The 26,782-nt window shown below is 70.3% G+C and carries 24 protein-coding genes; 15 read left to right on the forward strand and 9 right to left on the reverse strand.

What is annotated here, in order from left to right:
* Nucleotides 1–4: 4 nt before the first annotated feature.
* The 6 genes from G4D87_RS01330 to G4D87_RS01355 all read left to right on the forward strand — a co-directional run bounded on the left by G4D87_RS01330 (nucleotide 5) and on the right by G4D87_RS01355 (nucleotide 9,015).
* The gene (locus tag G4D87_RS01330; RefSeq protein WP_240357929.1) at nucleotides 5–2,350 is read left to right on the forward strand and encodes an alpha-amylase family glycosyl hydrolase; all 2,346 of its coding nucleotides are present in this window, start codon (nucleotides 5–7) and stop codon (nucleotides 2,348–2,350) included.
* 54 nt (nucleotides 2,351–2,404) lie between these two features.
* Nucleotides 2,405–3,451: a uroporphyrinogen decarboxylase gene (gene hemE, locus G4D87_RS01335; protein WP_163777516.1), complete on the forward strand. Its 1,047-nt coding sequence runs from the start codon at nucleotides 2,405–2,407 to the stop codon at nucleotides 3,449–3,451.
* Between the two features lie 133 nt (nucleotides 3,452–3,584).
* Nucleotides 3,585–4,886, forward strand: a complete 1,302-nt coding sequence (fadI, locus tag G4D87_RS01340; RefSeq protein ID WP_163777520.1) for an acetyl-CoA C-acyltransferase FadI — start codon at nucleotides 3,585–3,587, stop codon at nucleotides 4,884–4,886.
* On the forward strand, nucleotides 4,886–7,126 hold the full coding sequence (gene fadJ / locus G4D87_RS01345; RefSeq protein WP_163777523.1) for a fatty acid oxidation complex subunit alpha FadJ: 2,241 nt from the start codon (nucleotides 4,886–4,888) through the stop codon (nucleotides 7,124–7,126). Before fadI ends, fadJ begins: the two co-directional genes overlap by 1 nt.
* A gap of 90 nt (nucleotides 7,127–7,216) precedes the next feature.
* Nucleotides 7,217–8,350 carry a mannosyltransferase family protein gene (locus G4D87_RS01350; RefSeq protein WP_163777526.1) on the forward strand — a complete coding sequence of 378 codons (1,134 nt, stop codon included), beginning with the start codon at nucleotides 7,217–7,219 and terminating at the stop codon, nucleotides 8,348–8,350.
* Nucleotides 8,347–9,015 (forward strand): class I SAM-dependent methyltransferase, encoded by a 669-nt coding sequence (locus tag G4D87_RS01355; RefSeq protein ID WP_163777529.1) that lies wholly within the window; start codon nucleotides 8,347–8,349, stop codon nucleotides 9,013–9,015. The genes G4D87_RS01350 and G4D87_RS01355 overlap by 4 nt, the downstream gene beginning before the upstream one ends.
* Here the strand turns inward: G4D87_RS01355 and G4D87_RS01360 are convergent.
* Nucleotides 8,988–9,836 (reverse strand): ChbG/HpnK family deacetylase, encoded by an 849-nt coding sequence (locus tag G4D87_RS01360; protein ID WP_163777531.1) that lies wholly within the window; start codon nucleotides 9,834–9,836, stop codon nucleotides 8,988–8,990. The genes G4D87_RS01355 and G4D87_RS01360 overlap by 28 nt on opposite strands.
* 9 nt (nucleotides 9,837–9,845) lie before the next feature.
* Nucleotides 9,846–10,637: a glycosyltransferase family 2 protein gene (locus G4D87_RS01365; RefSeq protein ID WP_163777534.1), complete on the reverse strand. Its 792-nt coding sequence runs from the start codon at nucleotides 10,635–10,637 to the stop codon at nucleotides 9,846–9,848.
* A gap of 104 nt (nucleotides 10,638–10,741) precedes the next feature.
* Between G4D87_RS01365 and G4D87_RS01370 the strand changes: the two genes are divergently transcribed.
* From G4D87_RS01370 to G4D87_RS01390, 5 genes are all read left to right on the forward strand, one after another.
* Entirely contained in the window at nucleotides 10,742–11,704 is a 963-nt protein-coding gene (locus G4D87_RS01370) for a diguanylate cyclase (protein ID WP_163777537.1), read from the forward strand.
* Nucleotides 11,705–11,873: 169 nt separating this feature from the next.
* Nucleotides 11,874–13,457, forward strand: a complete 1,584-nt coding sequence (locus G4D87_RS01375; protein ID WP_163777540.1) for an ATP-binding protein — start codon at nucleotides 11,874–11,876, stop codon at nucleotides 13,455–13,457.
* A complete protein-coding gene (locus G4D87_RS01380) occupies nucleotides 13,454–14,911 on the forward strand; it encodes a sigma-54-dependent transcriptional regulator (RefSeq protein WP_163777542.1) in 1,458 nt (485 codons plus the stop codon). The genes G4D87_RS01375 and G4D87_RS01380 overlap by 4 nt, the downstream gene beginning before the upstream one ends.
* A gap of 75 nt (nucleotides 14,912–14,986) precedes the next feature.
* Nucleotides 14,987–15,832, forward strand: a complete 846-nt coding sequence (locus tag G4D87_RS01385) for an NAD(+)/NADH kinase (protein WP_163777546.1) — start codon at nucleotides 14,987–14,989, stop codon at nucleotides 15,830–15,832.
* A gap of 15 nt (nucleotides 15,833–15,847) precedes the next feature.
* Nucleotides 15,848–16,624, forward strand: a complete 777-nt coding sequence (locus tag G4D87_RS01390; protein ID WP_163777549.1) for a YdcF family protein — start codon at nucleotides 15,848–15,850, stop codon at nucleotides 16,622–16,624.
* Nucleotides 16,625–16,638: 14 nt separating this feature from the next.
* Here the strand turns inward: G4D87_RS01390 and G4D87_RS01395 are convergent, their stop codons facing one another.
* The gene (locus G4D87_RS01395) at nucleotides 16,639–18,249 is read right to left on the reverse strand and encodes a bifunctional metallophosphatase/5'-nucleotidase (protein ID WP_163777551.1); all 1,611 of its coding nucleotides are present in this window, start codon (nucleotides 18,247–18,249) and stop codon (nucleotides 16,639–16,641) included.
* Between the two features lie 243 nt (nucleotides 18,250–18,492).
* Here G4D87_RS01395 and G4D87_RS01400 point away from each other — a divergent pair, with 243 nt between their 5' ends.
* Nucleotides 18,493–20,403 (forward strand): alpha-amylase family glycosyl hydrolase, encoded by a 1,911-nt coding sequence (locus G4D87_RS01400; protein ID WP_163777555.1) that lies wholly within the window; start codon nucleotides 18,493–18,495, stop codon nucleotides 20,401–20,403.
* A gap of 54 nt (nucleotides 20,404–20,457) precedes the next feature.
* Here G4D87_RS01400 and G4D87_RS01405 read toward each other — a convergent pair whose 3' ends face one another.
* The 4 genes from G4D87_RS01405 to G4D87_RS01420 are packed head-to-tail and all read right to left on the reverse strand — an operon-like array spanning nucleotide 20,458 to nucleotide 23,514.
* The gene (locus G4D87_RS01405) at nucleotides 20,458–21,204 is read right to left on the reverse strand and encodes an MBL fold metallo-hydrolase (RefSeq protein ID WP_163777558.1); all 747 of its coding nucleotides are present in this window, start codon (nucleotides 21,202–21,204) and stop codon (nucleotides 20,458–20,460) included.
* On the reverse strand, nucleotides 21,201–21,698 hold the full coding sequence (gene coaD, locus G4D87_RS01410; protein ID WP_163777561.1) for a pantetheine-phosphate adenylyltransferase: 498 nt from the start codon (nucleotides 21,696–21,698) through the stop codon (nucleotides 21,201–21,203). Before coaD ends, G4D87_RS01405 begins: the two co-directional genes overlap by 4 nt.
* The gene (locus tag G4D87_RS01415) at nucleotides 21,698–22,909 is read right to left on the reverse strand and encodes an MFS transporter (RefSeq protein ID WP_163777564.1); all 1,212 of its coding nucleotides are present in this window, start codon (nucleotides 22,907–22,909) and stop codon (nucleotides 21,698–21,700) included. The genes coaD and G4D87_RS01415 overlap by 1 nt, the downstream gene beginning before the upstream one ends.
* On the reverse strand, nucleotides 22,906–23,514 hold the full coding sequence (locus G4D87_RS01420) for a TetR/AcrR family transcriptional regulator (RefSeq protein WP_163777566.1): 609 nt from the start codon (nucleotides 23,512–23,514) through the stop codon (nucleotides 22,906–22,908). Before G4D87_RS01420 ends, G4D87_RS01415 begins: the two co-directional genes overlap by 4 nt.
* A gap of 126 nt (nucleotides 23,515–23,640) precedes the next feature.
* Here G4D87_RS01420 and G4D87_RS01425 point away from each other — a divergent pair, with 126 nt between their 5' ends.
* Nucleotides 23,641–24,075, forward strand: coding sequence for a sialidase/neuraminidase family protein (locus tag G4D87_RS01425; protein WP_163777468.1), 435 nt, complete (start codon nucleotides 23,641–23,643; stop codon nucleotides 24,073–24,075).
* Nucleotides 24,076–24,084: 9 nt separating this feature from the next.
* Nucleotides 24,085–24,777: a hypothetical protein gene (locus G4D87_RS01430; RefSeq protein ID WP_240357930.1), complete on the forward strand. Its 693-nt coding sequence runs from the start codon at nucleotides 24,085–24,087 to the stop codon at nucleotides 24,775–24,777.
* A 13-nt stretch (nucleotides 24,778–24,790) separates the two neighbouring features.
* On the opposite strand, the gene G4D87_RS01435 is transcribed toward G4D87_RS01430, so the two are convergent.
* On the reverse strand, nucleotides 24,791–25,621 hold the full coding sequence (locus tag G4D87_RS01435; RefSeq protein ID WP_163777568.1) for an alpha/beta fold hydrolase: 831 nt from the start codon (nucleotides 25,619–25,621) through the stop codon (nucleotides 24,791–24,793).
* A gap of 184 nt (nucleotides 25,622–25,805) precedes the next feature.
* Here G4D87_RS01435 and G4D87_RS01440 point away from each other — a divergent pair, with 184 nt between their 5' ends.
* A complete protein-coding gene (locus G4D87_RS01440) occupies nucleotides 25,806–26,147 on the forward strand; it encodes a hypothetical protein (protein WP_163777571.1) in 342 nt (113 codons plus the stop codon).
* Between the two features lie 63 nt (nucleotides 26,148–26,210).
* Here the strand turns inward: G4D87_RS01440 and G4D87_RS01445 are convergent, their stop codons facing one another.
* Entirely contained in the window at nucleotides 26,211–26,765 is a 555-nt protein-coding gene (locus tag G4D87_RS01445; protein ID WP_163777574.1) for an adenine phosphoribosyltransferase, read from the reverse strand.
* Nucleotides 26,766–26,782: the final 17 nt, after the last annotated feature.

The following is a 26,782-nucleotide window of genomic DNA, read 5'->3' on the forward strand; positions in this document are numbered from 1 at the left end:
GAGCGTGGTGGTCTCCCTCACGGCGGCGCTGGCCGCGGTGACGCTGGCGGCGTGTCTGCCCCGCGCGGCGCCGCCGCCCCTGGCGCCTATCGGCACGGTGGTCGCCGTGGCCTACGTGCGGGATGACGCGCGGCGGGCCGGCGTGGTGGCGGACGTCCCGGAGGGGCTCAAGCAGCGCATCGCGGAGACCCTGGCCAAACGCAACCTGCGCGCGGAGGTGGTGCCCTACGCGGACTACGCCGCCTACTTCGCGAAGGTGCGCGACTCGCAGCGCCGCTTCGAGATGCTGAAGGCGCTGACGCCGGAGGCGCCGCTGCACCTGCTGGTGGAGACGCGGGTGACCTTCTTCAGCCAGGTGGGCGGCCGCTTCTCGTGGGACATCTCGGTGCGGACCACGGGCGCGCGCGCGGACTCCGCCATGGCGCCCACCGTCGTCAGCCAGGACTACGGCGCCGCGCTCCAGTTCGACCAGCAGCGCGAGGACGACGCGCAGCTGGAGGTGGCCCCGCAAATCGCCAGTCAGGCGGGCGCGCTGTTCGACTCCTTCCTGGCCTCGCCTTTCCTGGTGCCGGACACGGACGGTGGTCCGGGCACGGTGCCGGGCCTCAACGCGCCGGCCGGGCCGGGTATCGAGCCGGGCAAGGGCACGCCGCCCACGCCCGCGCCCTACCGCGGCTCGTGGGAGCCGCCGGCGGGAGACGCGGTCTACTTCGTGATGGTGGACCGCTTCTCCAATGGAGACCCGAAGAACGACGGCGCAGTGGACCTGGAGGACGCGCAGGCCTTTCACGGCGGAGACCTGCAAGGTGTCATTGACCGGCTGGACGGGCTTCAGCAGCTCGGTGTCCGCACGGTGTGGCTTTCACCTGTCTTCCAGATGCGCACCGACACGTTCTACGGGTACGGCGCCTTCCACGGGTACTGGGTGGAGGACTTCGGCCGGGTGGAGCCGCGCTTCGGAGACGAGGCGCTGCTGAAGACGCTGTCGGCGGAGCTGCGCCGCCGGGACATGCGGCTGGTGCTGGACGTGGTGCTCAACCACGTGGGGCCGGAGACGCGCCTGTCGCGTGAGCGGCCCGACTGGTTCCATGGCCAGGGCCCCATCAAGGACTGGAGCGATTCGCGTGAGCTGGTGATGGGGGACGTGCACGGCCTGCCGGACCTCGCCGTGGAGAAGGAAGAGGTGTACGCGCACCTGCTGGCGCATTCGCGCCGGTGGGTGGACGTGCTCAAGCCCGCGGGCTTCCGGCTGGACGCGGTGAAGCACATGCCCACCTCCTTCTGGGCTCGCTACAACGACGACCTTCGCCAGCACGCGGGGCCGGGCTTCCTGCTGCTGGGGGAGATGCTGGACGGCGACCCGGTGCTGCTGTCGGACACGATGAAGGAAGGTCGCTTCGGGACGATGTTCGACTTCCCGCTGGCCTTCGCGCTGGTGGACGTCTTCTGCAGGGACCGCTCCCCGTCGCACCTGGGCGCCATCCTCTTCAACGACCGGCTGTACCCGGCGCCGGGCGCGCTGGTGACGATGGTGGACAACCACGACCTGCCCCGGGTCATGAGTGAGTGCGGCGGCGACGTGGAGCGGGTGAAGCGGGCGCTGGCGGTGCAGCTCACCGCGCGCGGCGTGCCGGCGCTCACCTACGGCACCGAGGAGGGCCTGACGGGCGCGAAGGAGCCGGAGAACCGAGGCGACATGCGCTTCACGAACCACCCGCTGCGGTCGTGGATTGGCGGGCTGCTGGCGTTGCGGCGGGGCAGTGAGGCCCTCCAGCGTGGCGAGACGTTGATGCTCGCCGCCCGGGAGGACCTCTTCGCCTACGCGCGCGTCACCGCCAACGAGGCCGTCGTCATCGCCGTGAATACCCGTGACAGCGCCGTGGACGTGCCGCTGCCGGACGGGCTGGCCGGCTCGAAGCTGGAGCCGCTGGCCCTGGCGCCGCCGCTGGCCGCCGGAGATGTGGGCTCCGTGCGCGTGCCCGCCGGTGAGGTGGCCCTGGCGCGGCTGACGCCCCAGACGGCGGGCGGCTTCGCCCCGGCGGCGAAGCTCGCGGGCCTGCGGTGGCGGGGGATGGGCTCGCGGCGCAGGGTGGAGCTGGCCGTGGAGGACCCGGCGGTGCGGCTGGTGGGCAGCGGGCCGGAGCTGGGCGGGTGGAAGCCCGAGCGCTCGCTTCGTCCAGGGCCTGACGGCTTCGCGCTGTCGCTGCCCGTGGGCGCCGTCTTCGAGTACAAGCTCCTGCGCGACGGCTCCCAGGGCACGTTCGACTGGGAGGACGGCGCCAACCGCCTGTTGTTCGTGGACGAAGGCACCGGACCGCTGCGCCAGACCCTGGCGTGGAGCCGGCGCTGACCGCACCTGCTTCCTTTCGCCCCGCCTGGAGCGGGGCCCACTCCGAGGTTCGAAGTGAACGACCGACTCCTCCGCGCGGCGCGCCGCCAGCCCACTGACACGACGCCGGTCTGGTTGATGCGCCAGGCCGGCCGCTACCTGCCCGAGTACCGGGCCATCCGCGGCAACATCGCCTTCCTGGACCTGTGCAAGCACCCGGACCTGGCGGCGGAAGTCACGGTGCAGCCGGTGACGCGCCTGGGCGTGGACGCGGCCATCATCTTCTCCGACATCCTCATCCCCGTGGAGGCCATGGGCATCACCCTGGAGCTGGGGGACAAGGGGCCGCACTTCCCCAATCCCGTGCGCACCGCGGCGGACATCGACAAGCTGGGCGTGCCGGACCCGGTGGAGGGCACCGGCTTCGTGGCCGAGGCCATCCGCCGCACGCGCAAGGCGCTCAATGACTCCGTGCCCGTCATCGGCTTTGCGGGCGCGCCCTTCACCCTGGCCGCGTACATGGTGGAGGGGGGCGGCTCCAAGAGCTACATCCTCATCAAGCGGCTGATGTTCGAGCAGCCCGAGCTGGCGCACCGCCTCTTCGGCAAGCTCACCGACACGCTCATCCCCTACCTGAAGATGCAGGTGGAGGCGGGCGCGAGCATCGTCCAGATTTTCGACTCGTGGGGCGGCGAGCTGTCGCCGTGGGACTACGAGCGCTTCTGCATGCCGTACCTCAAGCGCATGGTGTCCGAGCTGAAGGCCACCGGCGTGCCCGTCATCGTCTTCGGCGTGGGCATGTCCACGCACCTGTCGCTGCTCAAGAGCACCGGCGCGGACGTGGTGGGCCTGGACTGGACGCTGCCCATGGACGAGGGCCGGAAGGTGCTGGGGCCGGACGTGGCGGTGCAGGGCAACCTGGACCCGCTGCACCTGTTCCTCCCCCGGGAGGAGCTGGACGGCCGCGTGAAGGACATCCTCCGCCGCGCGGGCCCGGTGGGGCACATCTTCAACCTGGGCCACGGCATCCTCCCCCCCACGGACCCCGAGTCCGCGAAGTTCCTGGTGGAGGCCGTCCACCGCCACGGCGTGGCGCTGCGCCAGGGCACGCTGGGGGCGTAGGGTCGCTTTCACCCCCACGGGCAGCCCCGTAGGGAGTGTCCACCGATTGATTTTTGAATCAACGGACGATTGACGCGGCGCATTGCCGCTCGTTAGATGCCCACCTCCCGACGTCGCAGGAGGTGAGGCACACATGGCAAGCGAGAAGCGCAACGGCCCCCGAAGGGTGGCCATCGTCCGCGGCCTGCGGACCCCGTTCGTCAAGGCGGGCTCCGTCTTCTCGGCGCTGACGGCGCTGGATTTGGGCCGCTTGGTGGTCCAGGAGCTGGTGCAGAAGACGGACCTGGACCCGAACGTCATCGACCAGGTGGTGTTCGGTCAGGTCATCCCCACGTTGACGGCGCCGTCCATTGCCCGCGAGGTCGTCATCGCGGCGGGGCTGCCGAAGACGATTGATGCCTTCACGGTGTCGCGCGCGTGCGCCACGTCCATCCAGGCGATGACGACGGCGGCCAACGCGATTGCCATGGGTGAGGCGGACGTCATCATCGCCGGCGGCACCGAGTCCATGTCGGACGCGCCGATCTTCACCAGCCGGCCGCTGGCCCACGCGCTGGTGGCGGCGTCCAAGGGGCGCTCGCTGCCGGACAAGCTCAAGCCCTTCCAGCGCCTCAAGGCCAAGGACTTGCTGCCGGTGCCCCCGGCCATCGCCGAGTACTCCACCGGCATGACGATGGGGGAGAGCGCGGAGAAGATGGCCAAGGAGAACGGCATCTCCCGCGAGGAGCAGGACCGCATCGCCTGGAACTCGCACCGCAACGCGGCCAAGGCGTGGAAGGACGGCCTGTTCGACAACGAGGTCATGCACGTCGTCGTGCCGCCGAAGTTCGACAAGACGGCGGAGCGCGACAACATCGTCCGTGAGGACGCCAGCCTGGAGGCGCTGGGGCAGCTCCGGCCGGCGTTCGACCGCAAGTACGGCACGATTACGGCGGGCAACGCGTCGCCGCTGACGGACGGCGCCGCGGCGCTGCTGCTGATGAGCGAGGAGAAGGCGCGCGCGCTGGGCTACGAGCCGCTGGGCTTCCTGCGCAGCCACGCCTACGCCGCCACGGACCCGGGTGACCAGCTGCTCCAGGGTCCGGCCTACGCGGTGCCCACGGCGCTCAAGCGCGCGGGCATGAAGCTTTCGGACATCGACCTGGTGGAGATGCACGAGGCCTTCGCCGCGCAGGTGGCCAGCAACCTCCAGGCGCTGGCGTCCCCGGCCTTCGCGAAGAAGGCGGGCTGGAGCGCGCCGGTGGGCGAAGTCGACCGCGAGCGGCTGAACGTGACGGGCGGCTCCATCGCCATTGGCCATCCCTTCGGGGCCACGGGGGCGCGCATCGTCACCCAGGCCCTCAACGAGCTGAAGCGTCGGAACAAGAACACGGTGATGTGCACCGTCTGCGCGGCGGGCGGCCTGGGCGCCGTCGTCATCCTGGAGCGTGCGTGATGGCCACCAAGGCGGAAGAGCTCGAGGTGAAGCAGGGCTTCTCGTACCAGGTGGAGGACGGCGTCGCCGTCATCACCTTCGATTTGCCGGACTCCCCGGTGAATACGCTGTCGCCGGAGACGGGCGAGGCCTTCCTGCGCGTCATGACGCGCGCGGAGCGCGAGCCCGAGGTGAAGGCCGTCGTCTTCACGTCCGGCAAGAAGGACTCGTTCGTCGCCGGGGCGAAAATCGACTTCCTGCAGACCATCAAGACGGCGGAGGAGGCCACCGCCATCAGCCGCAACGGACAGGAGGGCTTCGACAGGCTGGACGCCTTCCCCAAGCCCGTCGTCGCGGCCATCCACGGCGCCTGTCTGGGCGGCGGCCTGGAGTGGGCGCTGGCGTGTGACTACCGCATCGCCACCGACAGCCCGAAGACGTCGCTGGGTCTGCCGGAGGTGCAGCTGGGCCTGATTCCGGGCGCGGGCGGCACCCAGCGGCTGCCGGCGCTGATTGGCGTGCAGGCGGCGCTGGACCTCATCCTCACCGGCAAGAGCCTCAAGCCCGCGAAGGCGAAGAAGCTGGGCGTGGTGGATGAAGTGGTGCCGGCGCCCATCCTCCGCGCCATCGCCGTGCGGCGCGCGAAGGAGCTGGCCGAAGGGAAGCTGAAGGTGGACCGCCGTCACGGCCAGGGCTTCAAGGGCGTGGCCGCGAGCGGCAAGGCGAAGGGGCTGGCGGGCTTCATCCAGGGCCTGGCCAACAAGGAGCTGTGGGCGGAGGTGGCGCTGGAGGACAACCCGCTGGGCCGCAAGGTCCTCTTCGACCAGGCGCGCAAGCAGCTCCTGAAGAAGACGCGCGGCAAGTTCCCCGCGCCGGAGAAGGCGCTTCAAGTCGTGCGCGTGGGCCTGGAGTCCGGGCACAAGGCGGGCCAGGAGGCGGAGGCGAAGGCCTTTGGCGAGCTGGTGGTGTCGGACGTCTCCAAGCGGCTGGTCGAAATCTTCTTCGCCACCACGGCGCTGAAGAAGGAGAACGGCACCTCCAACCCCGACGCGAAGCCGCGCGAGGTGAAGAAGGTGGCGGTGCTGGGCGGCGGGCTGATGGGCGGCGGCATCGCCTATGTCACCAGCGTGCTGCAGGGCGTGCCCGTGCGCGTGAAGGACAAGGACGACGCGGGCGTGGGCCGGGCCATGAAGCAGGTGCAGTCCATCCTGGATGAGCGCGTGAAGCGGCGCTCGCTCACGCGCCGCGAGGCCACGGCGAAGTCCGCCCTGGTGACGGCGGGCACGGACTACAGCGGCTTCAAGTCGGCGGACCTCGTCATCGAGGCGGTGTTCGAGGACCTCAAGCTCAAGCACCGCATCATCGCGGAGGTGGAGGCCGTCACCGGCGACCAGACCATCTTCGCGTCCAACACCTCCAGCATCCCGATTACGGAGCTGGCCAAGGGCAGCCGCCGGCCGGCGCAAGTCATTGGCATGCATTACTTCAGCCCGGTCCACAAGATGCCGCTGCTGGAGGTCATCACCCACGCGGGCACCGCGGACTGGGTGACGGCCACCTGCGTGGAGGTGGGGCGCAAGCAGGGCAAGACGGTCATCGTCGTCAACGACGGGCCGGGCTTCTACACCTCGCGCATCCTCGCGCCGTACATGAACGAGGCGGCGTACCTGCTGGCGGAGGGCGCGGACATCGCGGAGCTGGACCGGGCGCTGGTCGAGTTCGGCTTCCCCGTGGGCCCGATTACCCTCCTGGACGAGGTGGGCATCGACGTGGCGCAGAAGGTGGGCCCCATCATGGAGGCCGCCTTCGGCAAGCGCATGGCGGCGCCCAAGGCCCTGGAGAAGGTGGTGGCCGACGGCCGCCTGGGCCGCAAGACGCAGAAGGGCTTCTATCTGTACGAGGACGGGAAGAAGCAGGAGGTGGACAGCTCCATCTACGCCTTGCTGCCGCACGGCACGGAGCGCCGCTCCTTCGACCGCGCGGAGATGGCGGAGCGCGTGGTGCTGCAGATGGTCAACGAGGCCATCCGCTGCCTGGGCGAGGGCATCCTCCGCAGCGCGCGTGACGGCGACGTGGGCGCCATCTTCGGCCTGGGCTTCCCGCCCTTCCTCGGTGGCCCCTTCCACTACGTGGACAGCCGCGGTCCGGCCGAGGTGCTGCGCAAGCTGGAGCACTACCACGACAAGCTCGGGGAGCGGTTCGCCCCCGCGCCGCACCTGGTGGAGATGGTGAAGGCGGGCAAGACGTTCTACCCGCGCTGAGTCATTCCAGTGTCTGCATCCGGGAGCCCGCGTATCAGGGGCTCCCGGGCTTGACCGGAGGCCGTCACTGGCCCGAGCCTCCCGGGCCGAATGGCACGCTCCGCGTCCCGCACCATCGCCCTCGTCGTCCTGTCGGCAGTCGTGGCCTGTGGCGCGGCCGCCACCGCCGGGGCCTGGCGCTTCTTCCACAAGGACCCCAACCACCCCGTCGTCCGGCTCGACGAGTACTTCACCATGGGCTGGGTGGCCTGGGATTCCAGCTGGTACATGCGGATTGCCCAGGAGGGCTACCAGTTCGTCCCGGGGCAGCAGAGCTCGGTGGCGTTCTTCCCGCTGTACCCGCTGCTCATCCGCGCGGTGGAGTCGCTGGGGCCCAACGTGTACCAGTCCGGCGTGTTCATCACGCTGCTGTGCGGCCCGCTGGCGCTGGTGCTCTTCACCGTCTGGGCGCGCAAGCTGACGGACGAGGACACGGCGCTGAAGGCCGGGCTGCTGATGGCCTGCTACCCCTTCACGCTCTACTTCTACGGCGCCATGTATTCGGACGCGCTGTTCGTGATGCTGGTGGTGGCGGCCTTCCTGCTGCTGGAGCGCGGGCACCTGGGGCCGGCCGTCCTCGTCGCGGCGGTGGCCACCGCGGCCCGGCCCGTGGCGCCCGCGGTGGTGCTGGGCCTGCTGGTGCGCCGGCTGGAGTGGAAGCACGCGCGAGGCGAGAAGTGGAGCGCGGTGGACTTCCTGCCGGTGCTGTCGGGCCTGGGCTTCGGCGCGTACATGCTCTTCTTGTGGCACCAGTTCGGTGACCCGGTGGCCTTCGTGAAGGTGCAGGGCGCGCCCGGCTGGGAGCAGATTCCCGGCTGGCACACGTGGCTGAAGGTGAGCTGGTTCGAGCGCGTCGTGCTGGCGCCGCGGGACACGCGCGAGGCCCTCCGGCTGGCCGCGCACGCCTTCTTCACGGTGCTGGCGCTGGCGCTGGTGTGGCCCACGCGCAAGCTGCTGGGGTGGGGCTACGCCGTCTACGTGCTGGCCATCGTCGGGTTGCCCGCGTGGTCCACCAAGGACTTCATGGGCATGGGGCGCTACCTGCTGTCCGCCTTCCCCGTCTTCCTCACCGCGGCGATGCTGCTGCGCGAGCGGCCCTTGCTGCTGCGCGGGGCGCTGGCGGTGGGCGCCGCGTCGCTGCTCGTCCTCTCGTGGGCCTTCGGCGCGGACTACTACGTCTCATGAGCGCACTCCTCGAACAGGCCCTCCTTCGCTACGACGGGCTGCCCGTCGCCGAGCGCTTCCACGTCCACGCGCGGGCCTTCTCCGCGCCGCTGCTGGCCATGGCCGCGCGCACGCCGGGCGGCACCGTGGCGGACATCGGCTGTGGGCATGGGCTGCTGTCCGCGCTGCTGGCCCTGGAGGACTCGGGCCGCATCGTGCATGGCGTGGACCCGGACTCGCGCAAGGTGGCCTGGGCTCGGCGGGCGCTCGCGGGCCAGCCCAACGTGCGCATCGAGGAAGGCACCGTGGAGGAGACGCTGGCCCGAGGGGCTTCGGGTCGCTTCGACGCGGCGGTGGTGTGCGACGTGCTGTACCTGCTGCCGGAGTCGAAGTGGCCCGGCTTCCTTGCCACCGTGCGGGGCCTGCTGAAGCCCGGCGGGCGGCTGCTGCTCAAGGAGGTGGAAGGAGACGGCTCCTGGAAGCACCGCAAGGCGCTGGCGCAGGAGTGGGTGATGGTGTCGTTGCTGGGCCGAACGAAGGCCAGCGGCGGTATGGCGCTGAAGCCGCGCGCGGAGATGGCGCGCTACCTGGAGGACGCGGGCTTCGAGGTGCGTGAGGTGGTGGACCTGGGCCAGGGCTACACCACGCCGCACGTCCTCTACGTGGCGGAGAACAGCGTCCCGTAGCTGTGAAGCTCGATGCCGCGCTCACGTAGCCGCGCCTTCACCCGCGGGCTGGTGAGCGCCGCCAGCTCCGCTTCCCAGCCGTAGCGCCACGCCGGGTCTTCGGGGACGTCTGGCGTGCCTTCACCCGGATGGCAGCCCAGCTCGAAGTCGCCCGCGGGCAGCGCGTCCACCACCGCGAGCAGGGCGGCCTCGTCCAGCATCCCCGCCTCGAAGACGCCGCCCGCGCTCACCCGGCGCACGCCCTGGGGCGCGCGAGGCGCGGCGTGTGCGAGCACGGCCAGCACCGTGGCCTTCAGCGCGGGGCCCGGCGCCTTCAGCCAGCGAGGGCGGGGGAGGGCGTCCGGCCAGCGCAGGGGCAGCCCTTCGCGCGCGGCCAGCGCCTCCACCAGGGGGCGCACGCCGGGCAGCAGGTGCAGGTGCTGGTGTCCGTCCAGGTGGTCCACCGCCACGCCCAGCGCGCGGGCCCGCTGAAGCTGCGCGGAGAGCTCGCGCGCCAGCTCGTCCCGGCGCACCTGTCCGGTGAGCCACGCGCGGGCGAAGTCGGCCCAGCCGCCCCGCATCCGGCCGTCCGGCGCCACCGTGGGCACCTCATGCGCGGGCGCCGCGGGAGGCAGCCGCGTGGAGAGGGCCAGATGCAGTCCCACCGCGAGCCGCGCTTCCTTCGCGCGGGCGGCGGCCTCGGGCGCGGTGGGGCCCGTGGCCAGCAGCGTGGCGCTGGTGACGATGCCTTCGCGGTGCGCGCGGAGGATGCCCGCGTCCAGTGAGGCGTGGAGCCCCAGGTCGTCCGCGTTCACCACCAGGCGCGTGAGGGGGCGCGTCATGCGAAGGGCTCAGCCTCGCGCCGTGCGGCCCGGCGGCGCCGCGTGGAGCTGCTGCACGGAGGGCGGCAGGCGCACCGGGTGTACCGGCGGCTGCGGCGCGCGCATCTTCGGGTAGAGCCGCATCAGCTCGCGCACCATCTTCGCGATGACGGAGGGCGAGGCCAGCGTGGACACGCCGCGTGTGCGCGGGAAGTAGTCCACGCCCATCTGGAACACGCGGAAGCCCTGGCGGATGGCCTTCACCACGAGCTCCGCGTCAATGAACGAGCCCTGGCTGTGCAGCTCCATGGCCTCCAGCACGCGGCGGTGCATCACCTTGAAGCTGAAGTTGACGTCCTTTATCTGGATGTCGAACAGCGACCGGATGAGCATGTTGTAGACGAACGAGTAGACGATGCGCTTGGGGCCCTCGCTCGTGCGGTCGAACCGGAAGGCGCAAATCATGTCCGCCTCCAGGTACGACATCAGGTGCAGCGCCCGCTCCAGCTCGCGCATGTCCCAGGGCAGGTCCACATCGGAGTACACGACGATGTCCTTCGTCGAGGCCGCCAGCCCCGTGCGCATGGCGCCACCCAGCTTCAGATTCACGGGGTGGTGGATGACACGCAGCTGGGGAACCTTCAGGGCCAGCGCCTCGCAGACCTCACGGGTACGGTCCGTGGACGCGTCGTTGACGACGATGATTTCGAAGTCGTCCGTCAACGCCGGGAGGACCTCCAGCGCCCGGCTGACGGCACGCTCGACGTAGTCCTCTTCGTTCCAGGCGGGGAAGAACAGGCTGATGCTCGGGTATTGGGCCACGGGCGACCTCGGCGGACGGACCTGCGGAGTTGGCGGCTCGCTAGCAGAGAATCCGGTTTTTATCCATTGGCAGGGGTCGCACTCCGTCGCACTTCTGTGCTACCGTGAAATCATCATTTTGCGGGGACACTGTGAACTCCAGGCCCTTCACCCTGCTGGTAGTGGACGACTCGCAGTCGACGTTGCCTCGGTTGGCCCGCGCGCTGGGCCCGGAGGAGTTCGCCCTCCGAATCACCGCCCACGGCCCGGAGGTGCCGAGGTTGGCGCGGGAGGTATCGCTGGTGGTGCTCTGCCCGGGCGAGGACGCCCAGGCCAGCCTGGACCTGCTCGAACGCCTGATACCCGGGGAAGGCCCGGTGGGTCCCCCCGTGGTGCTCCTGGCCCCACCCGAGCCCAGGGAACTCGGGCTGGAGGCCCTGCGTCGCGGCGCTGAGGTCATGTTTGACCCATGGGCGCCGGATGAACTGGTGGCGCGGGTGCACCGCGCCCTGTCCGCGCAGACCCGGATGGAGGCGCTCGCCGCCCAGGTGAGCGAGCTGCAGCGGCTGTCGTCGACGGACGGCCTCACGGGCGTCCACAACCACCGGCATTTCCAGGAGCGGCTGAGGGAGGAGTTCCGCCGCGCCCAGCGCTACGACGACGCCCTGTCGCTCATCCTGCTGGACTTGGATTACTTCAAGGAAATCAACGACAAGTACGGCCACTCCGCGGGCGACGGCGTGCTGCGCGACGTGGCCGCCGCGCTCACCCGGGGCGTGCGCGAGACGGACCTGGTGGCCCGCTATGGCGGGGAGGAGTTCGCGGTGCTGCTGCCCCGCACCCACCTCACCGGGGCGCTCACCGTCGCCGAGCGGGTCCGCCGCGAGCTGCGGGCCCTGCGGCTGGAGGTGGAGGACGGCCTGCAAGTCACCGCCTCATTTGGGGTTTCCTGCTTCCCCCACCGCACCGTCCTCACTCCGGAGCAGCTGCTCCTGACGGCTGACGAGGCCCTCTACCAGGCCAAACGGGATGGCAGGGATCGCATCTGCCTGCATCCCCAGCTCCCGGTCGGTCCGCTCGGAACCTAGCCCGGGTCAAAGACCCGGGGTCTGAATTGACCCATTTGGTGGGGATGGGTCTAATGAGACTCGGTGTTGTTTCGCGCCAGGGAAATGTCAAGGCCCGTGATTCCAGACTGTTGGGCAGGGAGTTTCTGCTGGCAGGGTCATTGCACTTGTCCAGAGGCGGAAACAATTCATGGGTTCTCAAGCCGCACATGTCCACGGCCAGCCGGCCGAATCGCCACGAGGGCGGCTGCTCCTGGTCGACGACGAGGAGAACATCCTCAAGTCCATCCGCCGGGTGCTGCGCCGCGGCGACTGGGACATCGAGACGGCGACGGACGCCGAGCAGGGCTTGCGGGCGGTGGAGGCGTTCCACCCCGAGGTCGTCATCTCCGATTTCCGCATGCCGGGGATGAATGGCGTCGATTTCCTCACCCGGGTGAAGCAGCAGGAGCCGCGGGCCCAGCGCATCATGCTGACGGGCCAGGCGGATCAGCAGGCCATCGAAGAGGCCATCAACCGGTCGGAAATCTTCCGCTTCATCTCCAAGCCCTGGAACGACAGCCACCTGGTGCTGACGGTGAAGAGCGCCTTCGAGCAGTACGCGCTCCAGGCGGAGAACGAGCGGCTGTACACGGTGACGCAGGCGCAGAACGCGGAGCTGAAGCTGCTCAACGCGGACCTGGAGGAGCGCGTCGCCCAGCGCACGCGCATGCTCAGCCAGGCCAAGCGCGAGTGGGAGCTGTCCTTCGACTGCATGGAGACGCCGCTGTGCGTGGTGCGCGCGCGGGACTTCGCGGTGCGGCGGGCGAACCTCGCGTACGCGGACGTGGCGGGGCGCTCCATCGAGGAGATTCCCTCCGACACCACGTGCTACCGCTACCTCTTCGGCCGCAACGAGCCCTGCACGGGCTGCCCGCTGCCGGCGGCGGTGGAGAGCGGCAAGGGCGCGCGCGGTGAGGTCCGCCAGGGCGGGCGCACCTTCGTGGTGGCCGCCTACCCCATGGCGGGGGACGAGCGCGTCGTCTGCACCTACCGGGACGTCACCGAGGAGCAGTCGATGACGCGGCGGCTCATCGAGACGGAGAAGATGGCCGCGGTGGGCCAGCTCGCCGGCGGGGTGGCGCACGAAATCAACAACCCGCTGGGCGGCATCCTCGCCTTCGCGCAGCTGATGTCGCGCGACGCGGGCCGCAGCAAGGCGGACCTGGAGTCGCTGGGCCTCATCGAGGAGAGCGCGCTGCGCTGCAAGCGCATCGTGGAGAGCCTGCTCAAGTTCAGCCGCCACAGCCGCGTGGAGGACCGGCGGCCCTTCGACTTGTCCAAGTGCGTGGAGGACGCGGCGGTGCTGTTCCGCGCGCAGCTCAAGTCCATGCCCACGGTGGAGCTGTCGCTGGGGCTCGCGGACGGCCTGCCCCAGGTGTACGGCGATCCCGGCCAGCTCGCCCAGGTGGTGCTCAACCTGCTGCAGAACGGCCTCCAGTCGCTGCCCACGCGTGAGGGCAAGCTGAAGCTGGAGACGGGTCGCGAGGGCGACCGCTGCTTCTTCGCGGTGACGGACACCGGCACGGGAATCGAGCAGAAGCACCTGCCGCGCATCTTCGAGCCGTCGTTCACCACCAAGGCCCCGGGTGAAGGCACCGGCCTGGGGCTCTCCATCGCCTACCGCATCGTCCAGGACCACGGGGGCAGCTTCCACGTGGACACCCAGGTCAGCCAAGGCTCCTGCTTCACCGTTTTTCTGCCCATCCCCCTGCAGCTCGAGAGGTTGCCGTGAACCAAGTCAAGCGCGCCAAAGTCCTCGTCGTGGATGACGACTCCGTCGTCCTCAAGGCCGTGACGCAGATTCTCCAGCGCGAGGGCCACCCGGTGGTGGCCATTGACGACGCGGTGGAGGGCCTGACGGCGGCGAAGGACCCCACCATCGACGTGGTCGTCCTCGACATCAAGATGCCCAACCTGTCTGGCATGGACCTCTTGCGCGGCATCAAGGCGGACCGCCCGGACGTGGAGGTCATCATGATGACGGCCTTCGCCACCGTGGAGACGGCGGTGGAGGCGGTGAAGGCGGGCGCGTACGACTACCTCACCAAGCCCTTCGAGAACATCGACGAGGTCAGCCTCACGGTGGCCAAGGCGGCCGAGCGCAAGGCGCTCAAGGACCGCACCCGCGCGCTGGAGGAGGCCCTCACGGTCCGCAGCCAGTTCGAGGACCTCATCGGCCAGTCCACGCAGATGCGCTCCGTCTTCAAGCTGGTGGAGACGGTGAGCCACTCCACGGCCACGGTGCTCATCCAGGGTGAGAGCGGCACCGGCAAGGAGCTGGTGGCCCGCGCCATCCACTACCGCAGCGCGCGCAAGGACAAGCCCTTCGTGGCCGTCAACTGTTCGGCGCTGACGGAGACGCTGCTGGAGAGCGAGCTCTTCGGCCACGTGAAGGGCAGCTTCACCGGCGCCACCGGCAACAAGAAGGGCCTCTTCGAGGCGGCCGACGGCGGCACCATCTTCCTGGATGAAATTGGCGACGTGCCCCCGGCCACCCAGGTCCGCCTGCTGCGCGTGCTCCAGGAGGGCGAAGTCAAACGCGTGGGCGCCAACGAGCCGGTGAAGGTGGACGTGCGCGTCATCGCCGCCACCCACGTGGACCTGTCCCGCGCCAAGGAGCAGGGCAAGTTCCGCGAGGACCTCTTCTACCGCCTCAACGTCATCACCATCGACCTGCCGCCCCTGCGGGACAGGCCCGAGGACGTGCCCCTGCTGGCGCACCACTTCCTGAAGGTCTACGCCTCCAAGGCGGACAAGAAGGTGACGGGCATCTCCCCGCGCGCCATGGAGGCCCTCACCTGCAACCGGTGGACGGGCAACGTGCGCGAGCTGGAGAACGTCATCGAGCGCGCGGTGGTGCTGACGGGCAACGAGGTCATCGACGTGGAGGACCTGCCGCCGGGCTTCCAGTCCTCGCCCCAGCCGGACTCCACGGTGGAGGTGTTCAGCCTGGCACACCTGCCCTACGCCCAGGCCAAGCGCCTGGCGATGCGCGCCTTCGAGCGCCGGTACCTGTCCGCCCTGCTGGAGAAGAACAACCAGAACGTCTCCAGCGCCGCGCGCGCGGCGGGCGTGGACCGCTCCAACTTCCGCCGTCTGCTCAAGCAGTACGAGGTGGCCGGCCGGTCCATGAAGCCCCGCGTGGCCTCCCAGGACGACGGCGAGGCGCTGGAGGCCGCGTCCTGACGTGTGTCAGCCGGCGGGCACCCGGGCGTTTCCCATGCCCGCCCGGGGCCCTCCTGGACTAGAAGGCGGGGTTGCGTGCAGACCCTGGCAATCGTCGCGAAGAGGGACAAGCCCGAGGCGGCAGCGCTCGCGGCTCAAATCCGTGAGCGGTACCCCCACCTGACGGTGCTGGCGGACCGCTCGCTGGCCCATGAGCTGGGCTGGCCACGGGTGGAGGACCGGGAGCTGGTGGCCCGGGCGGACCTGATGGTGGTGCTGGGCGGTGACGGCACGCTCATCTACGCGGCGCGCCTGCTGGGCGGCCGCGGGGTTCCCATTCTGGGCGTCAACCTGGGCAGCCTGGGCTTCATGACGGAAGTCCCGGTGGAAGAGCTGTACCCCATGCTGGACCAGGTGCTCGCGGGGCGCTCCCAGGTGGACTCCCGGATGAAGCTCACCTGCCGGCTGCTGCGCGGCGGCAGGGTGCTCATCGAGGACGAGGTCCTCAACGACGTGGTCATCAACAAGGGCGCGCTGGCGCGCATCGCGGACCATGAGACGGCCATCGACGGGGTGCCGATTACGACCTACAAGTCGGACGGCGTCATCCTGGCCACGCCCACCGGCTCCACGGCGTACTCGCTGTCGGCGGGGGGGCCCATCGTCCATCCGTCCGTGGACTGCACCGTGCTGTCGCCCATCTGCTCGCACGCGCTCACGCAGCGCTCCATCGTCGTGCCGGCGGACCGGACCATCCGGGTGACGCTGCGCAGCGAGACGGCGGACACGTACCTGACCATTGACGGGCAGACGGGCCACGGGCTGCAGGGCGGGGACTGCATCGAGGTGGTTCGCTCGCCCAACCGGGTGAACCTGGTGCGCAACCCGAAGGTGGCCTACTTCTCCATCCTCCGGCAGAAGCTCCACTGGGGCGAGCGCTGAGGGGCGCCGGGCGCCGTGTTCCTGTTCCTGTCAAAGGTGCTGGACCTGCTGCTGGCGCCGCTCTCCTGGGCGCTGCTGCTGTGGCTGGCGGCCTGGGGGCTGCGGCGGCGCCGTGAGCGGCTGTCGCGGGTGCTGAGCGTGCTGGGCGGGGGCGTGCTGTACGCCTTCTCCACCGAGCCGGTGGCCATGGGGCTGATGCGGGCGACGGAGGCGGGGGCGGCGCGGACCTTCCAGCCGGGCACCCCGTATGACGCCGTCATCGTCCTGGGCGGAGGGTTGGACCCGGCCGCCACGGAGCGCACCGGCGTGCCGGAGTACAACGCGGCGGTGGAGCGGGTGCTGCGGGGCTTCGAGCTGCTGCGCGAGGGCCGGGCGCGGCAGGTGCTCATCTCCGGCGGTTCGCTGGACCCGAGGCCCGAGGCGGTGGTGGAGGCGGACGTGCTGCTTCGGCAGCTCCAACAGTGGGGCATTCCGGAGGGGCGCATCGTCACGGAGGGGCGCAGCCGCAATACGCGGGAGAACGCGGTGGAGTCGGCGCGCATCATCCAGGAGCGCGGGTGGAAGTCCCTGCTGCTGGTGACGAGCGCCGCGCACATGCCGCGCGCCGCGGGGTGCTTCGCGGCGGTGGGGCTGCGGCCGGACCTGTTGCCGGTGGACTCACGGGCATCGAAGACGCCGCTGCGGCGAATGAGCTGGTTGCCGAGGGCAGGGGCGCTCAACCTGAGCACCGACGCCCTGCGCGAGCTGGCGGGGCGCGCGGTGTATCGCGTGCGAGGCTGGACGGCGCCTTGAGCGCCGCGCCCGTCCTACTTCAGCGGCGCGAGCGGCTGACGCGCGTCAGGCGCCAGTGCGCCGGTGCCAAGCCGGGAGATGCGGCCATCCGCCTGGGCATGCGGTGACGGCGTGCCGGTGCGGAACGCCTCCGCCAGCACGTCCAGCGGCGAGTTGCCCGTCAGCCTGGCCGGCGTGGACGGCTGGTTCTTCAGCATGTCGTAGCCGTCCTTTCCGCTGGCGAGGAAGCTCAGCGTGGCCAGCCGGTACGTGGCCGCGGTGTCCAGTGGCTTGCCGCCCACCTTCACGCCCAGCACCCGCTGTCCGGCGGGCCGGTCCGAATCGAAGGTGAACGCCAGCCCGGACACCTGCGGAAAGCGGCCCGGGCGTGAGTCCTCGCGGCTGAGGCTGACGCCGTTCTCCAGCGCCGCGCGCAGCGTGTCGCCCTTCACCTCCAGCACCACCAGCTCATCCGCGTAGGGGAAGATGGCGTGCAAATCCCGCCGCGTCACCCGGCCCGCGGGCAGCACCGCGTCCGCGCGCAGCGCCCCGGCGTTGACCAGCGCCACGTCCGCCCCGGCCGCCGCGCGGAAGGCATCCGCGACGAACGAGCCCAGGTTCGTCTCCTGCGTGCGCACCAGCGCGGACCGCGCCTCCAGCGCCACCGGGGTGCGGCCCACGTGCTCGGACAGCCGGTTGAACAGCGCGGCATAGGGCTGCATCGCCGCGTTGAAGGCCGCGTCCTCCGGCACCTGGCGCGTCACCGGCAGCGTCTGCCACGTCACCTGGCGCACCGTGGCCGTCGCCGCGTCCACGTCCAGCGTGAGCCGGCCCAGGTCCACCGCGTCCGCCGCCACCTTGAAGATGGGCGTGCCCGTGCCGCGGTCCTCCAGCGCCTCGTGGTCATGCCCCCCCAGCACCGCGTCCACCTTGACGCAGCGGGCGAGCGCCCGGTCCTGGTCCGCCGTCAAGTGGGTGAGGGCCACCACCACCTGGGCGCCGGCCTCGCGCAGCTTCGCCACCGCGCCCTGGGCCGCCTCGCAGACGTCCCCGAAGTGCGTGTCCTTGCCGGCCTTGGTGGTGCCCTTCGTCTCCTGGAGCACCACGCCGAAGAGGCCCAGCTTGATGCCACCCAGCTCGCGCACCGCGGAGGCCCGCACTCCCGCGAAGAGCCCCCCCGACGTCGCGTCCCGCACGTTGGCGCCAAGCCACGTGAAGCGGGACTCGCGGATGCGCTCGCGCAGCACGTCGTCGCCGAAGTCGAACTCGTGGTTGCCCAGCACCGCGTAGTCCAGGCCGAACGCATTCCACGCGTCCACCATGTGCCGTCCCTTGAGCGCCTTGCCGTCCACCTCCACCAGCGACTCCACGGAGGGAGACAGCGTGTCGCCCCCCATCACCGTCAGGACGTGGGGCGTCTCGCGAAGCACCTGCTTGCGCAGCGTGGCGGCGCGGGCCATTCCGCCCCGTCCTCCCTCGTCGGCCTGCACCTGGTAGACGTCCGCCAGGTGCAGGAGCGTCAGGCGCACCGTGCCGGAGGGCTGCGTGGGTGTAGGGGAGGGGGCGCTCGTGGCGCATCCGCTGGCAAGGACGGCGGCCAACGCGAGCAGGGCCTCACGTCGGGCCAGCGCGGTCTTCTTCGTCATCGTGCGTCGCTCTCCCCAGCGCGCTCCCTGGGTGGGGCGCAACGTGCGGGGCGTATCGCACTCAGGCGTGGATGGCGAGCACCGGGGCCTTCACGCGCCGTGTCACCCCGCGGCCCGGGTGGGCCGGCTGATACCTCCCTCGTGACTCGGTATGGTGGAAAGTTACAGATTCCGGGCAGAGCCGTTTGCGCTGGATTCACGCCGGTTGCTAGGACGCTCCCTGACCAAGGGAGGTTGTCATCCATGATGCACTGCAACAGGTGGGGCGCGCTCCTGCTGGCCGGTCTGGTGGCCGGCTGCGGGGAGTCCGCGTTCGAAGCGCAGCAGGGTTCGACGGAAGAGACGGCCGTCATCAGCCAGCAGCTCAGCTCGTCCACGCGGCCCGGCATGGGCGCCACCGTCTATGCGGGTGGCACCACGTTCCGGACCTGGGCACCGCTGGCGAGCCGGGTGTTCGTCTCCGGCGATTTCAACGGCTGGGGCACCTGGATTGAGCTGGGCAACGAGTTCAACGGCAACTTCTCCGGCGACGTCGCGGGCGCGGTGAAGGGCCAGAAGTACAAGTTCATCACCCGCAACCAGTGGGGCAGCGACGCGTGGCGGGCGGACCCCCGCTCGGCGTGGCAGGAGAACTCCACTGGCTCCAGCATCATCTACGACCACGGCGAGTACTGGTGGAACGCGCAGCAGTTCAGCACGCCGGCCTTCAACGAGATGATCATCTACGAGCTGCACGTCGGCACGTTCAATGACTCGCCTGGCTGGGGCCCCGGCAACTGGAACAGCGCGATTGCCAGGCTCAACCACATCCGGGACCTGGGCGCGAACATGGTCAAGGTCATGCCCGCGTACGAGTTCGCCGGTGACTTCTCCTGGGGCTACAACGCGGCCTTCCCGTTCGCGCCGGAGAGCGCCTACGGCCACCCCAACGACATGAAGCGCTTCGTGGACGAGGCGCACATGCGCGGCATCGGCGTCATCTTCGACGTGGTGCACAACCACTACGGCCCCAGCGACCTGCCCATGTGGTGCTTCAGCGGTGACTGCCTGGGCTCGGGCGGCGAGTACTTCTACAACGACTCGCGCAAGAGCACGCCGTGGGGGGACACGCGTCCGGACTACGGCCGCCCCGAGGTGCGCGCGTACATCCGCGACTCGATGATGAACCTGCTCCACAACTTCCGTGGCGACGGCCTGCGCTGGGACGCCACCAAGTACATGCGCACGCAGAATGGCAGCGACGCCACCGCCATCCCCGACGCGTGGCGCGTGTTCCGCTCCATCAACCGGGAAATCAACTCCACGCAGCCCTGGAAGATCAGCATCGCCGAGGACTTCGGCGGCGGTGACTCCATCACCAACGGCTCCTCGTCCGACACCTCGGGCGGCGCGGACTTCGACTCGCAGTGGGGCGGCGACTTCGTGCACGCCATCCGCGCGGCGGTCATCGCGCCGAACGACAGCGGCCGTGACATGAACTCGGTGAAGAACGCCATCACCCAGCGCTACAGCGGGCGGCACACCGCGCGCGTCATCTACTCGGAGAGCCACGACGAAGTGGCCAACGGCAAGGCGCGCGTCCCGGAGGAGATCTGGCCGGGCAACGCGGGCAGCTGGGCCGCCAAGAAGCGCTCCACGCTGGCCGCGGGCGTCGTCTTCACCTCGCCCGGCATCCCCATGATCTTCCAGGGGCAGGAGTTCCTCGAGGACGGCTACTTCCAGGACACGGACCCGGTGGACTGGGGCAAGAACAGCACCTACGGCGGCATCCGGACGCTGTACCGCGACCTCATCCGCCTGCGCCGCAACTGGTTCAACAACACGCGCGGCCTGCGCGGCGGCAACGTCAACGTCCACCACGTCAACAACAGCGGCAAGGTGATTGCGTACCACCGTTGGGAGAGCGGCGGGCCGGGGGATGACGTCGTCATCGTCGCCAACTTCAGCGGCACGTACTTCCCCAGCTACAACATCGGCTTCCCGCGCGGGGGCATGTGGTACACGCGCTTCAACAGCGACTGGAACGGGTACTCGGGCGACTTCGGCAACACGGCATCGATTGACACCGTGGCCTACAGCGGCGCGAAGGACGGCCTGTCGCACAACGCGTCGTTCGCCATCGGTCCCTACTCGCTGGTCATCTTCTCGCAGTAGCGCCTGACGGTGCCGGGCGCCCGGGGTGGAGTCTCCCGGGCGCTCGCTTGCGCCTCAGACGTTGTAGCGCCGGCCCTGCGCGAGCGGTTCAATGACGCTCGCGCTGGTGTCGAAGTCATCCGGGTAGTGGATGAGCCGCATCCGGGCGCGCAGCTCGGCGGGCAGCGCCGCCAGCTTCTCGTAGGGTGTGTGCACGCCATGGTTCGTCTCATGGATGATGAGGTCCGCCTTGGAGAGCCAGTCGATGAGGCCCTCGTCGTAGGCGGTGTCCGCGCTGTACCCCAGGCAGCGGCCCCCCGCGTGGATGCGCAGCGCGGTGGTGGGGACGTGGTGGTACGTCATCCGGCTCTCGATGAGGAAGGGCCCGTGCCGCACGGCGGCCTCCGTGGAGAGCGGCGTGTGGTCGAAGTAGTCCTCGAAGTGCTTGTCGTTCGGCGGCTCCCCGCGCCGCTCGATGAGGCACTCCATGCCCGCGGCCAGGTTTCCTTCCCACAGTCGGTCCGCGACGGCGGGGTGGGCCAGCACCTCCAGCTTCCGCTGCAGGACGAAGAAGGAGAAGTAGCCCAGGCTCTCCAGGCCCGACGCGTGGTCCGCGTGCAGGTGGGTGAGGGCCACGGCGCTGACGCGGTCCGCGTCCAGGGGCACGCCGGAGGACTCGGACGCCTCGCGCATCATCTTCCGGATGGGGTGCGGGCAGTCCACCAGCAGGACCTGGTCCTCCGCCTCCACGGCGAAGCAGGACGAATAGCGCAGGGCGGAGAAGGCGTCGCCGATGCCAAGGGTGATGAAGGACATGCTCAAGGCAGGCTCCGGAGGGAAGGGTCGAGTCGCTCCCGAAGCTTCGCCGCGACGGCCGGTGGACAGAAGGCGGAAACGTCCTCGCCGCGCGCCACGCGCGCCTTGAGTCCGCTGCTGCTCACCTCGGCCAGGTGGGCTTCGGCTGGAAGGAAGAGGGTGGACAGCTCGGGCGCCAGCGCGCGGTTGTTCTGCGCCAGCGTCGTCTCGAACTGGGCGTCCGTGGCGCCGCGCACGCCTCGCAGCAGGACGCTGGCGCCGATGTCCCGCGCGAAGTCGACGATGAGCCCCTGCGTGCGGGCCACGGTGACGTTGGGATGGTGCGCCACGGCCTCGCGCAGGAGGGCCACGCGCTCGTCGGCGGACAGCAGGCCCTCCTTGTCCGGGTTGACGGCCACCACCACGACGACGTGGCCGAAGAGGCGGGCCGCCTGCCGGACGACGGACATGTGGCCGGCGGTGACGGGGTCGAAGCTGCCGGCGTAGACGGCGATGGTCATCACGACACCTCGGGAGCGGCCTCGGAGGCCAGGCTCCGGGGCGGGTGGAAGGTGAGGGCGGCGTACAGTGTGCCCGCCGCGCACAGGAACGCGGCCAGCGTGAAGTGGCCGGCGTAGCCCAGGGCCTGGGCGCTGAAGCCACTCAGCGCGGCGGCGGCGCCCGTGGCCAGCACCACCAGGGAGGCCTGCACGGTGTAGTCCGTGGCGGCGTGCTCCGGGCGGCAGGCGTCCATCATCGCGGTGAAGACGGCCGCGGTGGCCATGCCGCTGGCCACGTGCTCGACGCCGCAGACGAGGGTGAGCACGGGCAGGGACGTGGGGCCTTGGGCCGCCAGGGCGTAGAGCAGCACCGCGCCGGCCTGGAGGACGCCAAAGACGAGCAGCGCCCGGCGCCGTCCGAGCCGCACCACCAGTCCGCCGCCCAGCAGCGCGCCCACGAGCCCCGCGGTGAAGCCCACGCCGCCGAGCATCCAGCCGATGGACGTCAGCGACAGGCCCACGTCGACCAGGAAGGTGCGCAGCATCCCGGTGGCCAGGGCTTCACCCGCCTTGTAGACGACGAGCAGCGTGAGCCACGCGCCAGCCCCTGGACGCTTCAGCCACCACCGCAGTCCCAGGCTCTGCGCGGGCGGCGGCGCGGTGTGCGGCTCGCGGAAGCGGGCGATGGGTACGGTGGCCAGGAGCAGCAGCGCGCCCAGCGCGAGGAACGTGGGGCGCCAGCCCACCGCGTCGAAGACGGCGAGCATCACGCCTCCGCCCAGAATCATCCCGACGCGGTAGGCCGCCACCTGGACGCCGTTGCCCCAGCCGCGCTCGGATGGCGCGAGCAGCTCCACCGCCAGTCCGTCCGTGGCCACGTCCTGCGTGGCGGCCAGGAGGTTGATGCCCAGCACCGCGGCCATCAGCAGTCGCGTGTCCAGGCCGCCTTCGGGGAGCGCGAGCGCGAGCAGGAGCCCCGATGACAGGCACTGCAGCGGCAGGATGTAGCCGCGCCGCCGGCCCCACCTCGCCGAGCCGTGCCGGTCCATGGGCGGGGCCCAGAGGAACTTGAGCGCCCAGGGCAGGGCCAGCAGGTGTGCCAGTCCGATGGAGGGCAGCGACAGGCCCTGGTGGCGCAGCAGCACGGGCAGGGCCTGGGTGAAGAAGCCGAACGGGAGCCCCTGCGACAGGTAGAGGCTGGAGAGCAGCCCCAGCTTGGTGGCCATCCTCATGCGTCCTCCTTCGCGCCGGCCGAGTCCAGCAGCCCCGCGGCCATGCGCTTCACCGTGCTGGCGGCGGAGCCCGCGGGAACGAGCCCCGGGACGCTGGCGGCGAGCACGAAGTAGCCCTGCACGGCGGCGAACAGCCCGGCGGCCAGCGCGGGCGCCTTGCGCCGCCCCACCACGGCGGCGACGAGCGACGTCAGGTGCTCCAGGTCGGCGCGCACCACCTGCTCGTAGACGGCTTGGACTTCGGGCTGACGGATGGCCTCCGCGCTGATGGTGACCCAGCTCGCGACGGCCGCCGGGGCCGCGTCGTCGCCCGTGGCGAGGAAGGCCTCCACGAAGGCCTCCACGCGGGCTCGGGCGTCCGGGCCCTTCACCCGCTCCAGCCGCGCCGCCACCCGCTGCCGCGCCCGCGCCGCGAGCTGCTCCACCAGCGTGAGGAGAATCTCCTGCTTGTCGCTGAAGTGGTAGTGCACCAGCCCCGGGCTCAACCCCGCCGCCTTCGCGATTTCACCCACGGAGGCGCGCTCGTAGCCGCGCTCCGACATGACCTTCAGCAGGCCCGCGACAATCTGCTGACGGCGCTCCTCGGTGTTGGATGGACGGGGCATGATGGCCTGTTTATTGGTTGATTGACCAACCTATAAACAGGGCAGGGCCGGACGTCAATCCCACCTGCCCCCGGGGGCGAGTGCCCGAATATGGATGGCGTCCCAGGCGCTGCTAGCGTGGGGTGCATGACACGAACCGCCCTCCGCCGCCGCACGGTGATGCTGACGGGAGTCATGGTGGGCCTCTGCCTGGGCGTGCCGGGAGCCACCTGGGCCCTGCCGCCGCCGTGCGGCCCCAATGACCCGCCTGTTTCCTGCGACGCGAAGATGGTCGCTCTGAAGGTACAGGATGGCCGGGGGACAACCGCCCTCCGCGTCGAGTCCGGAAACGAGGTCCATGTGCGCTGGCCTGACTGGAAGGGCACGTTGCGCGTGGTGACGACTCGCAATGATTCTGGGAGCTACGAGGTCTCCGTGGGATTGCCGGGAGAGACTGCGTCCCTGAAGCGCGCGGTCCTCAAGAAGAAAGGAGCGGCGCTCACGCTCGTTCCCGGCAAAGACGTGCCCGCGGGCTACTTCGGCGCGGCGGGGCACCCCGTGAAGTTCATTCTCGATGAATGAGGTGTGGCCATGAAACTGCTTCGCTTCGCGCTCCTGGGGCTCGTCGTGGCCTTGGCATTCTCCGCCGGGGTCTGGTTCAGCAGTGATTCCGTCACGTCGCAGGTGCCGGCCGTGCCGGCCGGGGAAGCCGCCGTCCAGGCCTCCGCCGCTGTCGCACCCGCCGCGCGCCCCGCACCTCGTCCGTCGGAGGCTCCGAAGCGGGCCGCGTCCGTGACCGCGCCGGCGGTGGCACGTGAAGCCACCGTGCTTCGCAGGCTCCCGGAGCCGGTCACGCCTCCCTCGGTCGAGCCCAAGTCCGAGCAGGACACGGCGCCCGAAGAACGGCCCCTCGCCTTCGCGCCCGAGCTGCCCGAGCCCTTCACGCCCAAGGGCTTCGAGCGCGTGGCCTTCCGTGCCGCCAACGAGTGCGGGATGGGGCTCGACGTGGTGGCGGTGGACTGCTCCGAATTCCCCTGCATTGCCTGGACGCAGGCGAAGGACGACACCGTGCGGAAGTTCTCCATGTCGGAGTGCGCCCCCTGGGAAGAAGCCTTCGAGCACCGGACGATGGTCGTCGCGAGTACGCAGTCCAAAGAAGGCGGCTCCGGTGCCCGGTACCTGGCGTGGATGCCGCTACCCGTGGACCCCGAACTCCGGCGCATCGCCATGCGGCGCGCCCGGGAGCGCACCGATGGCATGAAGGAAGCCCTGGGGTTGCGGTAGTCCCCGCGCCGCCTCAGGCCGGAACGGCGCCCGCGTGGATGAGGACCTCGCGCACGGAGACGAGCGCCTCGATGCCCGCGGCCACCATGTCCGGCACCTCCAGCGCCGGGAAGTGGCTGGTGGCGGGGAGCTTCAGCACGTGGAAGCCCGGATGCGCCACGCCGAAGTCCACCTGCGCCGCCAGGTAGTCGTGTGACTCCGGCCGCGCATACAGGTGCATCGTGAGCGGCATCGGCTCCAGCGCCGCGAGCGCTCGCAGGGGAGAGCGCTCGCGGGCGTAGGCCGCTTCAATCTCCCGCCCGGCGCGGGCCCACATGGCTTCGTCGAACGCGCCCATGTCATCACACACGAAGCGGCGGATGGCGTCGTCGTCGAGCCCCTCCAGCCAGCCCCGGAGCAGGCCGTCTCGCACCTCGCGCCAGCGCTCCGTCTGGAGCCCTCGCACGGCGCGGAGGAAGGTCGGGGTGGGCTCGGTGGCAATCCAGTCCAAGAGCACCATCCGCGGCACACGCGCGGGGCCCAACGCCCGCCGCAGCTCGAGCGCCCACCAGCCCGCGTGGGACATGGCCACGGGGACGATGTGCCGCGCGCCGCTGGCCTCCACGACCGCGAGCAGGTCCTCCAGCACCGTGGTGCTGTCGAAGTCGGTGCCGCCGCCTTCGGACTCGCCGTGCCCCCGGAGGTCCACGGACAGGACGCGCCGGAAGGCGGAGCAGCGGGGAAGCAGCTTCTGGAAGCTGGCCCGGGTGGTGCACCACTCTGGGATGAAGAGGAGCGCGGGCTCGCCCTGGCCCACGTCGTCGTAGCGGATGCGGGCGCCGCCGCGGGTGTGTACTTTCGGCATGTCGTCCCCTCCGTGGAAGCGTTGGTTGGTGCTCGTCGGAGGGTGCGCAGGCCCGGTCCTCATGTCAGCAGGCGACACGGCAGGGGCCGCTCCGGTCGGGCGGAGGGCCGCTGTCTCAATTATTTCATGTTTCGCGTATTATCCTGCTTCGTTTCCCGGGATGACCCCGGCAGGAGACATTCGCATGCAACTGAAGTCGCTCATGGGGAGTTGTGTACTCGCGGTCGCCGTGCTGCTGGCGGGCTGTGGTGGGACGGAGCTGGAGACGGCCGTCTCCGAGGACCTGGGTGTCCAGGAGAGCGCCATCAGCCTCTGTCAGCCGGGAGCTCCCTCGGGTTCGCTCTGTGGCAACGGCGGCACCTGCGTCTACGAATATCGGAACCAGACCGCAGCGCCCTGCCGCCCGAAGTGCTCGACGAGCGGAACGTGTAGCGGCTCGCAGGTGTGTTGCCCCGGGCCAAACCTCCCGTACTGCATGCCGGCTTACCCGGGTTGCTTGCCGCTCATCCCCCTGCCCGAGCCGTAGCCCGAGCGCGGCGTCGCGCTCCGGCGGGAGACGCCGGAGCGCTGCACCGTCCGCAAGCGCCGCTCAGAAGGTCAGCAGCGTCGTCACGCGCTCGCGCCCCAGCCGATTGGGGCCTTCGAGGAAGTCCAGGCTGAGGAGGAAGCTGAAGCCCACCAGCTCGCCGCCGAGCCGGGACACCAGCTTCGCGGTGGCCTCCGCCGTGCCTCCCGTGGCCAGCACGTCATCCACGACGAGCACGCGCTCGCCCTGGAGGATGGCGTCCTCGTGCATCTCCACGCCGTCGGAGCCGTACTCCAGCGAGTAGCGCTCCACCACCGAGCGGTGCGGCAGCTTCCCCGGCTTGCGCGCGGGCACGAAGCCCGCGTTGAGCGCCAGCGCGATGGGGGCGCCCAGCAGGAAGCCTCGGGCCTCCACGCCCACCACCTTCGTGATGTGCTGCCCCCGGAAGGGCGCCGACATGGCGTTGACGACGCGGCCGAACAGGCGCGGATCCGCCAGCACGGGGGTGATGTCCTTGAAGACGATGCCGGGCTTGGGGAAGTCCGGCACGTCCCGGAGCCGGGCCTTCAGGTCGGCGACGAGGGTGGGGTCGGTCAGGCTCGGGACGGGCAGGTTCATGGCGTGCGCTCCAGCGG

The sequence above is a fragment of the Myxococcus vastator genome, from assembly GCF_010894475.1.
Lineage (GTDB): Bacteria > Myxococcota > Myxococcia > Myxococcales > Myxococcaceae > Myxococcus > Myxococcus vastator.

Bases quoted from the DNA above. Each gene is read 5' to 3' on its own strand.
- fadI (WP_163777520.1), top strand. From the start codon at position 3,585: ATGGCAAGCGAGAAGCGCAACGGCCCCCGAAGGGTGGCCATCGTCCGC.
- fadJ (WP_163777523.1), top strand. From the start codon at position 4,886: ATGGCCACCAAGGCGGAAGAGCTCGAGGTGAAGCAGGGCTTCTCGTAC.
- G4D87_RS01350 (WP_163777526.1), top strand. From the start codon at position 7,217: ATGGCACGCTCCGCGTCCCGCACCATCGCCCTCGTCGTCCTGTCGGCA.
- G4D87_RS01355 (WP_163777529.1), top strand. From the start codon at position 8,347: ATGAGCGCACTCCTCGAACAGGCCCTCCTTCGCTACGACGGGCTGCCC.
- G4D87_RS01360 (WP_163777531.1), bottom strand. From the start codon at position 9,836: ATGACGCGCCCCCTCACGCGCCTGGTGGTGAACGCGGACGACCTGGGG.
- G4D87_RS01375 (WP_163777540.1), top strand. From the start codon at position 11,874: ATGGGTTCTCAAGCCGCACATGTCCACGGCCAGCCGGCCGAATCGCCA.
- G4D87_RS01395 (WP_163777551.1), bottom strand. From the start codon at position 18,249: ATGACGAAGAAGACCGCGCTGGCCCGACGTGAGGCCCTGCTCGCGTTG.
- G4D87_RS01400 (WP_163777555.1), top strand. From the start codon at position 18,493: ATGATGCACTGCAACAGGTGGGGCGCGCTCCTGCTGGCCGGTCTGGTG.
- coaD (WP_163777561.1), bottom strand. From the start codon at position 21,698: ATGACCATCGCCGTCTACGCCGGCAGCTTCGACCCCGTCACCGCCGGC.
- G4D87_RS01415 (WP_163777564.1), bottom strand. From the start codon at position 22,909: ATGAGGATGGCCACCAAGCTGGGGCTGCTCTCCAGCCTCTACCTGTCG.
- G4D87_RS01420 (WP_163777566.1), bottom strand. From the start codon at position 23,514: ATGCCCCGTCCATCCAACACCGAGGAGCGCCGTCAGCAGATTGTCGCG.
- G4D87_RS01425 (WP_163777468.1), top strand. From the start codon at position 23,641: ATGACACGAACCGCCCTCCGCCGCCGCACGGTGATGCTGACGGGAGTC.
- G4D87_RS01430 (WP_240357930.1), top strand. From the start codon at position 24,085: ATGAAACTGCTTCGCTTCGCGCTCCTGGGGCTCGTCGTGGCCTTGGCA.
- G4D87_RS01435 (WP_163777568.1), bottom strand. From the start codon at position 25,621: ATGCCGAAAGTACACACCCGCGGCGGCGCCCGCATCCGCTACGACGAC.
- G4D87_RS01440 (WP_163777571.1), top strand. From the start codon at position 25,806: ATGCAACTGAAGTCGCTCATGGGGAGTTGTGTACTCGCGGTCGCCGTG.
- G4D87_RS01445 (WP_163777574.1), bottom strand. From the start codon at position 26,765: ATGAACCTGCCCGTCCCGAGCCTGACCGACCCCACCCTCGTCGCCGAC.